General features: G+C 59.7%; 14 protein-coding genes. 1 reads left to right on the top strand and 13 read right to left on the bottom strand.

What is annotated here, in order from left to right:
- Nucleotides 1–81: 81 nt before the first annotated feature.
- Entirely contained in the window at nucleotides 82–510 is a 429-nt protein-coding gene (locus LZK81_RS13570) for a helix-turn-helix domain-containing protein (RefSeq protein ID WP_046603971.1), read from the top strand.
- 14 nt (nucleotides 511–524) lie between these two features.
- On the opposite strand, the gene LZK81_RS13565 is transcribed toward LZK81_RS13570, so the two are convergent.
- From LZK81_RS13565 to LZK81_RS13505, 13 genes are all read right to left on the bottom strand, one after another.
- A complete protein-coding gene (locus LZK81_RS13565; RefSeq protein ID WP_233953621.1) occupies nucleotides 525–773 on the bottom strand; it encodes a hypothetical protein in 249 nt (82 codons plus the stop codon).
- A complete protein-coding gene (locus LZK81_RS13560) occupies nucleotides 770–1,510 on the bottom strand; it encodes a TfuA-like protein (protein WP_046625796.1) in 741 nt (246 codons plus the stop codon). The genes LZK81_RS13565 and LZK81_RS13560 overlap by 4 nt, the downstream gene beginning before the upstream one ends.
- Nucleotides 1,507–2,778, bottom strand: coding sequence for a YcaO-like family protein (locus tag LZK81_RS13555; RefSeq protein ID WP_046604145.1), 1,272 nt, complete (start codon nucleotides 2,776–2,778; stop codon nucleotides 1,507–1,509). Before LZK81_RS13555 ends, LZK81_RS13560 begins: the two co-directional genes overlap by 4 nt.
- Nucleotides 2,779–3,049: 271 nt before the next feature.
- Nucleotides 3,050–3,205 carry a hypothetical protein gene (locus tag LZK81_RS13550; protein WP_172717019.1) on the bottom strand — a complete coding sequence of 52 codons (156 nt, stop codon included), beginning with the start codon at nucleotides 3,203–3,205 and terminating at the stop codon, nucleotides 3,050–3,052.
- A gap of 95 nt (nucleotides 3,206–3,300) precedes the next feature.
- Nucleotides 3,301–5,166: a BTAD domain-containing putative transcriptional regulator gene (locus LZK81_RS13545; RefSeq protein WP_326491489.1), complete on the bottom strand. Its 1,866-nt coding sequence runs from the start codon at nucleotides 5,164–5,166 to the stop codon at nucleotides 3,301–3,303.
- A 323-nt stretch (nucleotides 5,167–5,489) separates the two neighbouring features.
- Nucleotides 5,490–5,639, bottom strand: a complete 150-nt coding sequence (locus LZK81_RS13540; protein ID WP_167336304.1) for a hypothetical protein — start codon at nucleotides 5,637–5,639, stop codon at nucleotides 5,490–5,492.
- Between the two features lie 177 nt (nucleotides 5,640–5,816).
- The gene (locus LZK81_RS13535) at nucleotides 5,817–6,680 is read right to left on the bottom strand and encodes a carbohydrate ABC transporter permease (protein ID WP_233953619.1); all 864 of its coding nucleotides are present in this window, start codon (nucleotides 6,678–6,680) and stop codon (nucleotides 5,817–5,819) included.
- Nucleotides 6,677–7,597: a carbohydrate ABC transporter permease gene (locus LZK81_RS13530; protein WP_046625804.1), complete on the bottom strand. Its 921-nt coding sequence runs from the start codon at nucleotides 7,595–7,597 to the stop codon at nucleotides 6,677–6,679. Before LZK81_RS13530 ends, LZK81_RS13535 begins: the two co-directional genes overlap by 4 nt.
- A 58-nt stretch (nucleotides 7,598–7,655) precedes the next feature.
- Complete coding sequence (locus LZK81_RS13525) at nucleotides 7,656–8,894, bottom strand: extracellular solute-binding protein (RefSeq protein ID WP_233953618.1); 1,239 nt, start codon at nucleotides 8,892–8,894, stop codon at nucleotides 7,656–7,658.
- 43 nt (nucleotides 8,895–8,937) lie between these two features.
- A complete protein-coding gene (locus LZK81_RS13520; RefSeq protein ID WP_046603977.1) occupies nucleotides 8,938–10,008 on the bottom strand; it encodes an ABC transporter ATP-binding protein in 1,071 nt (356 codons plus the stop codon).
- A gap of 18 nt (nucleotides 10,009–10,026) precedes the next feature.
- Nucleotides 10,027–10,644, bottom strand: a complete 618-nt coding sequence (locus LZK81_RS13515; RefSeq protein WP_046603978.1) for an HAD-IA family hydrolase — start codon at nucleotides 10,642–10,644, stop codon at nucleotides 10,027–10,029.
- Between the two features lie 699 nt (nucleotides 10,645–11,343).
- Nucleotides 11,344–12,123 (bottom strand): ATP-binding cassette domain-containing protein, encoded by a 780-nt coding sequence (locus tag LZK81_RS13510; RefSeq protein ID WP_046603980.1) that lies wholly within the window; start codon nucleotides 12,121–12,123, stop codon nucleotides 11,344–11,346.
- Between the two features lie 2 nt (nucleotides 12,124–12,125).
- Nucleotides 12,126–13,190 (bottom strand): ABC transporter permease, encoded by a 1,065-nt coding sequence (locus LZK81_RS13505; protein ID WP_046668591.1) that lies wholly within the window; start codon nucleotides 13,188–13,190, stop codon nucleotides 12,126–12,128.
- Nucleotides 13,191–13,279 lie beyond the last annotated feature (89 nt).

Here is a 13,279-nt window from a genome sequence, read left to right as displayed (position 1 = left end):
CTTGAAGGGTACTCGGCAACCTATCGATGATAGGATACAAATAACACCTATGTATCCTAGCGCCGGAGAGATGGTCCTTCAGTGAGCAAAGCACCGAATGCCGCCGACAGAGAGGTTGGAAAGCGGATCCGCCTCTACAGGCGAGAGAGAAAACTTACGCAGCCGCAACTTGCCCACCATGTGGGCATCACGTCTCAGCAGCTTCAGAAATATGAAAACGGCATCAATCGGATTGCTGTCGGCAAGCTGGTGGAGATCGCAACCGCGCTGAAGGTCGAGATGGTGGCGTTCTTCGACCGCATCCCGACAGTCGAGCCGTCGAATGACAATCAGCTCGAAGACCCGCAATTCGATTTCACTCATGAAGCGCTGCTGATGAGCACGGCATTCATGAGCATTTCGAAGCCGGTTCTTCGCAAACGCATCCTGGAACTGGTTCAGGCGGTTGCCGCAAAGGAATCCGAGGCGGAAGCGCTTTTCGCCGAGATCGAAAGACGACCGGCCCAGTGATCGGTCCCTGATGTTTAAGGCCTGGGACTATCGTCATCGAGGGCCAGCTTGGTCTTGTGGCGGAATATCGCATTCAGTTTCACGCTCCTCTCGTTTTCGGGGCTGACGCCCTCCCAATCGAGCGAGAGTTGAAGGAGTGCCATGTTCGTCAGGTGGACGACCGTGGAGAGATGAAGCGATTCCGCTTCCCTGTTGACCGCGGAAAGCATGCGGAACAGGCGGGCGTATTCGTTGCTGGCGACGTCATTTGCGAGATCAATCATTTCATGGATCCTTGCGCCGAGTCGACCTCGTCGCGCAGTTTTTCCCAATGGGCGGTCTGTGCGAACGTCCATTTGGAGTGCTTGTTGGAACTGCTGATGCCGTTTAGCCAGACGAGGACGGCTCTCGCATCCTCACGCTTCAATTCCACTTGGTGGCGTTTGATGTCGTGAAGGATTACTGCACTGCGCTGAGGATCGCTGAAATCGCATCGTTCGAGAATGGCCTGGTAGGTTCGCTCGGTGTAGTGCATGAAATTGGCGGCAAGGAAAAATCTCTCACGCTCAGCAGCCGAGATGAGCCCCATCCGCCCAAGCTTGCGGATTGTCGCCTCGTAATCGACGCGCGGCACCGAGAGAGGCATCCAACCGAGCTCCTCGGGGCCGTGGATCAGTGCGACGGCTTCGTCATCGATCAACCGGCCGGCGGCATAATCGGAATATATCCTGCCGATGCCGACCATGCCGAATGCCTCGCATTCGGCAGCGCGCAACGCTCCCATGCTCGAGCCGCCGCCGACGGAGACATCGCAGCTCAGCGCATACAGAATCTCCTTGTGCCATACGGAGGCGGACTCGCCGAAATAACCGTCGATGAGCGCGATCGCCTTGGCGCCGTCCTCGACCGCCTTCAGAATGTCGCCACGCGCCGCAGGCCCGCGGAAGGTCAGCGAGGGAAATCGTTGCTTCATCTGGCGGGTCGAAGACCCGAGACTCGGTCCGACAAAAACCACTTTCAATGCCGTGACCTCCTTATGGCGTTTGCAGCGCGGATACCGAGCTGCAAATATTGTCCGGAAAGTTCGACTTCCAGGCCAGGAACGACGACGCGGACGACCGATACAGGGAGCCCCGCATCCTGCATGGGAACCGCAACCACCTGCCTGATGCCGGCAAGCCTGAGACGACCGAGTATGTGATCGATCGTGCCGTTGATGGAGTGGCGAGTTACGTCAAGCTCGCGATACTGGACCGGACGCCTGTCCAGCGACGACAGGGCGACCAGGCGGCTGAGAGCGTTATCCGCCCGTATATGCTGATAGATGCGAGGCGAAAAATCGTCGCGGCTGCCGGCAATCGCGGTCAGACGACTCTGCGCCGCTTCGGTGATGGCGCGCAGCATTGCGCGTATCGGATCGGGATGGCAACCGCAGCCGCCGCAAATCTGGCTCCAGCGCGGGTCTGACCGTTTGGCCGTGGAGTCCGGGATCAGCACGGCCAGGAATGCCGAAACCTGGAGATCTGTCGTCATGTCGAGGAGGAGGAGCTGCATGCCTGCATCGCGGAGGCGGCCGACCAGCAGGTCGATCAAGGCATCCTCGACCGTGGCTGGATCGACGAGGCAGGCATTCAATTCTTGTTCGGATTTGAGCTGGACAAGGGTCCAGGCGTCGCGCTCGACGAGTTCGCAGAGCCCGTGCAGAAGTGCCTCGGCGCGGGTATTTCCGGATGCAAGACCATCGCTGGACTGTTCGAAACCGGCCGGCCGTTCGCCCCGGTGATCCATTCCGGCAAGCCACCAGGGCACCATGACTTGATTGCCGGAAAGGATATCCAGACCGGGGACCCAAGGTATCTGGCGGTCGCCAATTTCGGAGGGCACACACCGTGCGGTCGAATGAAGATCGATCATCCCCGCCGCAGAGCCCGCGACGTCGTTGACAGTCGCCCAGGTGAGCGACGCCGGTTCGACTTCGGCGACCCGTGTCTCCAAGGCCTCCATGGCGGCCGAGGTGCGCGCGGCATCGGCATCGACGCCTTTGCCCTGGAATACGGAGAGAGTGTAGCTGTTGGGCCGTGTCGCAAAGGCGACGGGAATGCCGACACGGTCGAGGCCGGTCAGGAAGCCGACCCGGGTAATGCCGAGATCTCGGAAGAACGGGCTGATCGCGTCGAAGGTTTCCGCCGGCGAAACGCGCCGGTCATGATACGTGCTGAAACCCTGCTCCCGCTGGGTCAGCGAGGCTGCGAATGTCTGGATCGTCTGCGTCGATGACTGGATCTGCATCATCGTTTCCGGCGGCCGAATTTCAAGGGACCCTGACCTCAAGCGAGATTGGGCGAGCGACTGCCGGGTCTGCAAAAGTGGTTGCGATGCCGAACTCATCTGGTCGAATCGTCCTCTCCAAGGGTCTGTAGCGGAGAAGAAACCAAAAGCACCGTGACTTGGGCGTGACAGGCTTGTTTAGGGGGCTCGTCTGGCTGCTTGAACGATCTTTTGCTTGGCGGCTCGTGGTTAAGCCCAAGGCAGCCGTCGGCACCTTGGGCTTTCAGGCTCATTACTGATATCTCATGGCATGCGTGACCTGAGAGAGCGCGTTCGGCGCAATTTCGGTCCGGCCGCCAAGCACGGCTTCGGCAGCGGCGGAAAACCGCAGTGTCGGGGCAGAGGCAGTGGTTTCAACCGGCTTGGAGGTCTTGAACTTCGTTTCCATGCTTTCTCTCCGCTAATAGGCAGCGTGTGCTGCGTTGCGTAGAGAAAGGACCACACCGGGTGTTATTCCAGCGTGACAGGCATTTTCACGCCTGTTTACGGCAGCCCGGCGAGCCGGAGGCCATGAATGAGAAGCTCGGCATGGGCCGGGTCGCGGTCCGGCACGAAGTAACGGATGTCCTCGCTGCGGAAATCGGGGAAATTTTCCCGGACGATCGCCGCATATTTACGCGCGGCAGGCATGTCACCTGCCATCGCGTGACTGGCTGCAAGCAGCCGCGCGGTGGCGTGTTTGGTGCGGACCGGGTCGATGGTGTCGATCGCCTTCGAATATTCCTGGCGGACGTAATAGGTGGAGCCCAGTATCCAGTAGTAATAATCCGGCGGCAGCGGGTTCAGCTTGAAAGCCGCGAGCCCGAGATCGAGGGCCTTGTCCAGGTCGCCCGCATGCGACAGCGCGTCCGAATAATCGATTAACACGTCCGCATCGCTCGGATTGAGGTTCTGAGCCTCCTGAAAAAGATCCAGGCTTTCATCGAAACGCCGGCGGTAGAGGGAGATGAAGCCCAGCTCGCGGAAGGCGCGGCCGCTGCCGGGATCGAGATCGCGGGATGCGCGGGCGGACTGATTGGCCACATCCAGCAGCTCATTGTCCTTCATGCCGCGAACCAGCCATTCCATGCCGAGCGAGCGTGAAATTCCGGCATGCGCCGGCGAAAAACTGTCACACCGCTTGACCGCCGATTTGAACCATTTGCGCGCCTGACGCAGATGCTGCAGGTCGGTGCCGGACAGATAGCGCTTTCCCTCGAGATAGAGGCGGTAGGCCGAGGGATCGACATCATCGAGGGACCTGGCGATTTCATGCCGTTCGATGACATCGGTCAGCGACATCGAAATACGCCGCGCCAACTGGCTGAAAGATGCCCTCATCTGCTGAACGTCGAGCGGCAGGTTGATGGCCCAGAGTACTTCGCCGGTGCCGACCCTCGTCAGCCTGCAGGTCGCAAAAATCTCGTCGCCTTCGCCCTGGATCGTCACGAACACTGAATAGTCGAACTGAAGGTCACTGAGGGCCGACTGGCGCTGATTTGAATCGCCTGATCGATTGAGCAGTTCAAAGCTCGTATGGGCGGCGATGATCTTGAAAACACGCTGATGGCTGAGGCCGATCGTGACGTCTTCCAAAAGAGCCCTGCCGAGGCGCTGGACCAGCGCATCCTGAACGATCGTCTCGGGCGGAAGGATCACCACGCGCGGCTGTGCCGGCATGACACCCTTTGGGCGTTCCTCCGCTTCGGGCGTGCGGTCCGAGCCGGGCCGGCTCAGGATGCCGAGTTCGTGGGCGAGCCCAACCGTCTCAGGTGTCGGCGGCGTACCGTAATCGGCCCTGAGCTGGTCCCGGCATCGGCTATAGGCCTGGCGGGCGGCGGCGAAGTCACCATGGCCCACATGATACTTCATCAACGCCCGCGCGGCGCCCTCATGGGAGGCATCCAGTTCGATCAGGCGGTTGGCAAGCAAGGGCAATGACGAGGACTGCTGATGGGACGATATCGCCAGCAGGCTTTCGATGTGGCTCGATCGCCAATCCCCGACCTTGCGCCGTGCGTCCAATAACCAGTCTTCCGCGCCGCCGGTCGGAGCCTCCACGGCTTCGAGCAGTTCGCCTCGAACAAGGTCCCAGTCCTCTTCCCTGAGGGGACCGGGCTCCATCAGGGCGAGGAGATCGACGTCGGACCGATCGCAATCAAGCCTCAGCGCTTCTTCGTCGGTGACAAGGATGGCCGGGGCATCCGGACCGACAGCCTTGGCGATGCGTGCCAAAAGCTGACGCAGGCTGTTTGCACGCTTCTCCGCGTCGTGGGAAGGCCAGAGAAGCCGCCGTATCGTTTCGCGGTCGACCGTCAATCCGGGCGCCATTGCAACGACGGCAAAGAGAAAATACGCTTTTTCCGGCAACGCTATGCTCGCGCCGTCCAACTCAAGCGAAGGGCGACCGAGCAACCGGATTTTGAGCGTCGTATTTTCGAGCATTATGTTGTTGTTCGGAACTACGAGTTGTTGTCAGAAATGTGTATCGTTAAGGGGACTGTATGTACATGCATTTCTTGAGACTGTTGGACCATTAGGATACAGCTATCGCGAGCTTCGTCAAACCGGCTTTTATCGCCATGGTGGAATCGCGTTCCTGTTCCCTCTTCGGGTTGAAGGCGGCGCGCCGAAAGCAACAACGAAAACGGCGTGTCCAGAATACAGGCGCCGATTCAAACAGGAACCCGGAATTACGCCGGGTTTCCGAGGAATTGGAAATACGCCCACGCGAGAACAAGGCACACGATCACGGCTGCAACAACCGCCAACTTGCGGAGCAGCGGATTCGGCTCTCGCGGCGGCGGTTCCGGGCGTCGGAATTTGATGATGTTGTCGTTCATGTATCTGCTTTTACCGCTGAATGTCCTGAACCGCTATGGGGTTGCAATTGATTTGTGATGTTGCGGCTGCGAGCGGCATCCAAGACGGGCATAATGGCACAACCATCGGCATTCAACTGACCATATTCGCGGCATGCCCCCGTTCACTGGCCATTCCCAGCGCGGTCCTTTGCCGGCCTACTTCACGGCTCCCGCCGTCATGCCGTTGATGAACTGGCGCGACAGGATGATGTAGACGATGATGACAGGGGCGGAGGACAGCAGAAGCCCCGCAAACAGCACGCCCCAATCGGTCGTGTATTCGCCCATGAAGGTCGTCAGGCCCTGCGGCAGGGTCTTCAGATTGTCCTTCTGGATGAAGATCAGCGGGAAGAAGAAGTCGTTCCAGATCGGCACGACGTTCTGGATGCCGGCGATCACCATGGCGGGCCTGACCAGCGGCAGCATGATCGACCACATGATCCGGGGTTCGCTGGCGCCGTCCATGCGGGCCGCGTCCTCGAGTTCGTTCGGAAGCGTGGCGATGAAGCCGGTCATGATAAAAACTGTGGTCGGCAGACCCATCGCCACATAGATGACGATCAGCGACAATTGGGTATTGAGGATGCCGAGGTCGCGCATCAGGATGAAGAGCGGGATGATCGCGAGCTTCAGGGGAAGCGTCAGTCCGGCCAGGAAGAACATCAGCACGAAGCTCGAGCCCCGGAACTTGTAGCGACCGATCGCATAGGCCGCCATCGTCCCGAGCGTCAGGATCACGACGATCGACGCACCGGTGACGATCACCGAATTCAGGAAATAGCGCAGGAAGTTGGTCTGGCTCCAGATCTTGGTGATGTTGGCGAAGTTGGAAAAATCAGGGATTGAGAATGGCGATTGGAAGATCTGGGCGTTGGTCTTGAACGCGGCAAACAGCATGATGACGATGGGAGCGAGCATCACCACGGTATTCAGGATCAGGATGATCTGGATCAGCCCATCCTTGCCGAGCGTGGCAAGCATGCCGCGCCGATCGTAATAGCTTTGCGAAGCAGCGCTCATATCTGAATTTCCCTGGCCCGCAGCTTGAAGGTGATGACGCCGGCGACAAGGGCGATGAAGACGAAGATCAGCACGGCAAGCGCGCTGCCGGCTCCGAAATCCTGGCCCGAGCCCGACATGTTGCCGAAGGCGGTGCGGTAGAAATAGAGCCCGAGCACATCCGTCGCGCCGTGCGGAGAGCCTTCAAGGCCGACCATGACGTAAGGGATCTCGAACCAGTTGAAGCTCCCGACGAAGAGAAGCGTGAAGACGACCGTGGCGCTTGGCGCGACGAGCGGCCAGACGATCTTGGTGATCTTCGTCCATTCGCTTTCGGTTTCCATGCGTACGGCATCGAGGATCTCTCCCGGGATTCGCTGCATACCGGCGAGGAAGACCAAAGTCGGGAAGCCCACCATGTGCCACGCATTGGCGATGATCAACGACCAGAGCGCGGTGGAATCCTGCCCCAGCCAGGGCTGGGCAAGTCCGCCCAGGCCCAGCCCGCGGAACGAGATGTTGACCACGCCGAAGAGCGGATGGAGGAAAAGCTTCCAGAGAAAGCCAACGATGATGGTCGACAGCACGACCGGCAGGAAGACGGAAATCCGATGGAAGGCCGCACCCGGCAATTCGCGCCACAGGCAATAGGCGAGCAGGAAACCGAGCCCGTTCTGCAGCACCATCAGCGCGAAGAAGACCCAGACGTTGTGGAGGAACGCGTTGACGGTCCAGTCGGCATAAGGCTGGGTGAACAGAACCTTGTAGAAGTTTGCGAACCCCACGAATTCCCCGCGCGCCAGCCCGTTCCAATGGAAGAAGGCATAGGCGAAGGCCGAAATGATCGGGTAGACGACAAACAGCGCCACGAAGGCAAGCGGCGGCACGATCAGCACCGAAATCCAGAGCCTTCGTGAAACAAGGGGCGATCCGGGCATCACAACTCTCTTGAGGTTTGAAGGCAGGGCGACTTCCAAGCCGCCCCGCCGCTTGAGTTCACTTTTTGAACGGGGCGTACCAGGCGGCAAGGCCGGTCGTCAGGTTCTTGCCGACTTCTTCCGGGGTCGCCTTGCCGCCGAGCAGCTTCTGGATCTCGCTCTGCAGCAGGACGGAACCCGACGGCTCGCCGTAACGGAAATGGACCAGCATCAGATAGGGGATCGAGTGCTTGTTGAGGTCGGCCACTTCGCCAAGCAGCGGTTCCTTGAACGTCACGCCCGGCACCGCCGAGATGTTGTTCAGGTCGTTGGCGAACATCTGGCCGTATTCCTGGCTGGCGAGGAAGTTCAGGAACTTGACCGAAGCTTCCTGGTTCTTGCCCTTGGCATTGGCCGCATAACCGCCGTCGAAATAGAGGGCGACGAGCTTCTCGTCCTCGGCCTTCAGGCCGGGAGCAGCGAAGATGCCCATCTTCATGTTGGGGTTCTGCTTCTTGAAGTTGGCAAGCTCGTAGGAGCCGCCGACGAACATGCCGGCCATGCCGGAGGAGAAGAGCTGCTGGGCGGAAGCGTAATCAAGACCGATGAAGCCGTCCGGGAAATATTTGGTGATTTCCTTGAGCTTGGTGAGCGCCCCGACATAACGCTTGTCGGTGAAGTCGGCCTTGCCGGCCATCAGATCGTCGTAGAAGCCGCGGCCCATCATCGAGGAGACAAGGCCGCCGACCACGACTTCGTTCTGCCAGGCGGTCGCCGTGCCGTTGGCGAACGGCATGACGCCGGCAGCCTTCAGCTTTTCGGATGCCTTGATGAAGTCATCCCAGCTCTGCGGCTCGCTCAAGCCGTTCTTGTCGAAGATGTCCTTGTTGTAGATCACCAGCATGGTCTGGCTGGCAAAGGGAACGGCATAGGTGGTCTTGTTCGAGCGCATCGTTTCCGAGGCAAGCGCCGGTGCGGTGAACGTCGAGAGGGCAGGGACATTTGTCTTGTCCAGAGCCAGAAGATAACCGCCGCTCGCGACCGTTTCCATGCCGCCATAGGTGCGGGTGAACATCAGGTCCGGTCCCGAACCGCCGGCAAGTGCTGTCGACAGGATGGTGTTGTAGTTCGTCGCTTCGAACGTCTCGAACTTCACGGTGATGCCCGGGTTCTTCGCCTCGAAAACGTCGATGAACTTTTCGTACTGGGCCTTATCTTCCTGGCGCCAGCTCCAGAAGGTCAATTCCTGCGCCATTGCCGGCAAAGCCGTCGCCAGGGCTCCCAGGGCTATTATCGTGCTGCTAACTAGCTTTTTCATCTGGTTCCATCCTCTTGGTATTTATAGGAGACGAAAAGTGCTCTCAGGCCGCCAACCTCTCCCTCGTTGCGCGGCTGAAATAGTGGATTTGCTCGGAAGCGACCGTGATCACGACCGGCGTGTCCGGCGGCAGGTCGACCGAGGCCGAGGACCGGATACCGACCAGCGTACCGTCGCCGAGGCGCACATATACATAAGTGTTCTCGCCCAGATATTCGGTGTAGACGACGCTGCCCTTGAAGCCCTCGGTGTTCGCGTCCGTGGAGATCGTCATCGCATCCGGCCGGACGCCGATGACCAGATCCCGTTCGTCCGAATGGGGGAGGCGGGAGGCGCTGACCGCACCTGATCCGGCAAGCGCCAGATGATTGCCGTTTCGCTCGACATCGAGAAGCGACATGCGTGGCGAGCCGATGAAGGTCGCAACGAAGGTGTTCGCCGGCCTCTCGTAGAGTTCTCGCGGGCTGCCGAACTGCTCCACGTTGCCATTGTTCATGACGACGATCCGGTCGGCAAGCGTCATGGCTTCGACCTGGTCGTGGGTGACGTAGATGGTGGTGCCGCCGATTTCCCGGTGAAGCCTTGCGATTTCCAGGCGCACGTCGGAGCGCAGCGCCGCATCCAAGTTGGAAAGCGGCTCGTCGAGAAGCAGGACTTTAGGCTTTCTGACCAGGGCGCGGCCGATCGCGACGCGCTGACGCTGGCCGCCGGAAAGCTCTCGGGGCTTGCGCTTCAACAGCGGATCGAGCCGCAGCATCTTGGAGGCTTCGTCGATGCGCTTTTCGACTTCGTCCTTTTCGAGGCCCATCAGCCGTGCGCCAAAAGCCATGTTCTCGTAGACATCCATATGCGGATAGAGAGCGTAGGACTGGAAGACCATGGCGATGCCGCGGCGCGAGGGGGCGACGTCGTTCATCCGGCGGTCGTCGAGGTGAAACTCACCCGAGCTGATCGTGTCGAGGCCGGCGATCAATCGCAGCAGCGTGGATTTTCCGCATCCCGACGGGCCGACGAAAACGACGAACTCCCTGTCGGAAATCTCGAGGTCGATCCCGTGCAGCACGTCGACGGATTTGAAGCTTTTCTTGATGCCGCTGAGGGTCATTCGAGCCATGCCGAAACTCCGTACTCGTCAATTCAAAGTCTGCTCAGCGGCGAGCGCCGTGAGCAATTTAGCCGTTTCAACCGAATCGCGATGGACGATGCAATGCTGCCATCCGACTTCGCGAGCCGACAGAACATTTTCCTCCATGTCGTCGATGAAGAAGACCTCCTTTTCCGAACATCCCTCCGCCTGCGATACTGCCTGGAAAATCACGCGGTCCGGTTTCTCAAGGCCCATTTCATGGGAAAGATATTCGCGGTCGAAGTAACCGGCGCCCAGAAGGTTCTCGCTGATATGGCGCCAATGGATCGCCTGATTGTTGCTGAGGCAAACGACGCGATGGTTTTCCCGGAGCCTGCGGACAAACTCGATGAACTCGTGAAAACCTTCGGCAACATAGGCATGTTCGGCTTCGTAGATGCTTTCATGCGGCACATCGAATATCTCAGCAAGCGCCTGCACGTAATCGGATTCGGTGGACCGCCCCAGCCGGAAATCGCGGAAGATCGCTTCCGGAACATCGCCGTACCGCAGGGACGGGCCTACTGCGTCGGGTCTCGATACCGCGCGGTCACGGGAGGCCGGATCGAGTTTCACGAATACTCCGCCAATATCAAAAATGAAGAGTTTTTCGCGTTTCTTCATGAGCCGGTTCCAGCACCACTCCCACCCCTCGAGCGTTAACAACCTATTAGATAATTCCGCCCTGTCAATTAAGTCTGGAATTTTTTATTCGCGTCGAATGTTTTCAACAGGCTGATGCTGACTTCGCTACATTTCAAGGGCGGATCTACCAAGGGCATTGGGGTGGGACGCAATGAGCCGCAGGCGATAAGGCCTTAGAAATACGCCTGATTTGGGAGCGGGCAGGTCATGCCGCTACCGCAACGCCGCGAAGTGAAATGGAATATAAAATTCGTTATGGTTTTGTCGTTGGGAATTTTCTATCGTAATGGGTTCGGGTCGCCGATCGAACGATGGGCGGGAAGGCCGATATCGTCCAGGTGATCGCCATCAGCCTTCGATGCATTCAAGAATGGCAGGCGTTGATTGTGTTGGGGACGCGCGGCCGCTCGGATATTACCGGCAGTAAGGTCGTCTGTGGTGTTCGTGGCAGACGTCGTGGGTGAGAATGGCCTGGTGCCATGCCCGGACCAGCACAAGTCGAGCCGGCCCCGGGGGAGGGCTGCTTCTCAAGGTCCGCAGCACAATGCAGTCGTCCTCTACCGCGAGCGGGCCGCGGTGGGAGAGGGCGACGAGATATAATGAGTTATCCGATCGCCTGAATCTCTTGGACCAGGCGATCGGAGGACGGTTCCGACAGGAACTTGGTCGGGTCGATCGTTACGCCGCGACGGGCTGAGCGGGGGCCTTGGCGCCGGTCATGAAGGCGACCGCGTCGGACATCGTGTATTCCTTCGGATCGATCACGGTCAGCCGTCGTCCAAGCCGATGGATATGAATGCGGTCGGCCACCTCGAACACATGCGGCATGTTGTGCGAGATGAGCACGATCGGGATGCCCCGCGAGCGCACGTCGAGGATGAGCTCCAGAACCTTCCGGCTTTCCTTGACGCCGAGCGCGGCGGTTGGTTCGTCGAGAATGATGACCTTGGAGCCGAACGCTGCGGCACGTGCCACGGCGACGCCCTGGCGCTGGCCGCCCGACAGGGTCTCGACGGCCTGGTTGATGTTCTGGATCGTCATCAGCCCGAGTTCCGTGAGCTTGTCCCGAGCCTGCTTTTCCATCGTCGGACGGTCGAGCATGCGGAACCACTGTCCGAGTACGCCCGGTTTGCGGATTTCGCGACCGAGAAACATGTTGTCGGCGATCGAGAGGGCGGGGGAGAGCGCGAGGTTCTGGTAGACGGTCTCGATGCCTGCATCGCGGGCTTCGAGCGGGGACCTGAACTGCACCGGTCGGCCTTCCAGCGTGATCTCGCCTTCGTCGGGCCGTACCGCGCCGGAGATCGCCTTGATCAGCGAGGACTTGCCGGCGCCGTTGTCGCCGATGACGGCAAGGATTTCGCCGGGGTAGAGATCGAAGTCGGCATTGTCGAGAGCGGTCACGCGTCCGTAACGCTTGACCAGGCCGCGGGCTGTGAGAATGGGTTCGACGCTCATGATTACACCGAGACCTTTCTGATCCACTGATCGATTGCGACGGCGGCGATGATGAGCCAGCCGGTCAGCATGACTTTCCATTGGGGATCGGCGCCGAGCATGTTGAGCCCCATCGACATGACGCCGACGAGCATGGCGCCAAACAGCGTGCCGAGGATGGAACCGCGGCCGCCGAACAGTGAGATTCCGCCGATCACCGTCGCGGTGATTGCCTGCAGGTTGAAGTCGGTCACCGCCGAGGAAGGCGAGATCGAGCCGTTGCGACCGATCGATACCCAGGCGGCGAAGGCGGCGATGACCCCCGCGATAGTATAGACGCTGAGCAGAACCTTGCGGGTCTGGATGCCGGAGAGTTTTGCAGCTTCCGGGTCGTCACCGACGGCGTAGACATGCCTTCCCCAGGCCGTATGGTTGAGGATGTACCAGAGCACCGCCACGAGCAGGACCATGGCGATGACGCCAAGCGTCAGGATGGCGCTGCCGATCCTGAAATTGAGCGCGAAGAGATGGAGGAGCGGTGCCTTTTCGTCCACGTCGGTGTCGCGGATCGTCTCGTTGGCGGAATAGATAAAATTCGTCGCCATGATGATGTTCCAGGAGCCGAGCGTCACGATGAACGGCGGCAGCCGCATGACCGCGACGAGGAATCCGTTGAAAAAGCCGCAGGCGCCGCCGGTGATCAGGCCGACGAGGATGGCAATGCCTGTGGGCATGCCATAGGTCACGGCGAAATTGCCCATGATGACAGCCGATATCACCATCACAACCCCGATCGAGAGATCGATGCCGGCGGTGAGGATGATCAGCGTCTGGGCAGCGCCGAGAATGCCGACCACCGCGATCTGCTGGAGGATCAGCGTCAGCGTGTAGGACGAGAAGAACCGCCCGCCGATGGCGACGCCGAAGATGATGATGGACAGGATCAGCACGATCAGCGGCACGGCAGCGGGTGTCGAGTGCAGAAAATGCTGCGCGCGTTTTAAGAGAGAGACGTCCTGGCTCTCGAACGAGGCAACGCTCTTGTCGCTGCCGTCGAGAACACGCTCGAATTCCTGGGTTTCGCTCATGTTTCCTCCTCCGCGCGTCGAATGCGCAGGAACCGTCCGTTGAGTTTGACCGGTCTTCGCCGGTTGTTCCCAGCGGCGCATCGCTGGTC

The sequence above is a fragment of the Neorhizobium galegae genome (assembly GCF_021391675.1).
Taxonomy (GTDB): domain Bacteria; phylum Pseudomonadota; class Alphaproteobacteria; order Rhizobiales; family Rhizobiaceae; genus Neorhizobium; species Neorhizobium galegae_B.
The sequence above is the reverse complement of the archived record's forward strand: the minus strand, read 5'-3'. Positions and strand labels throughout refer to the sequence as shown.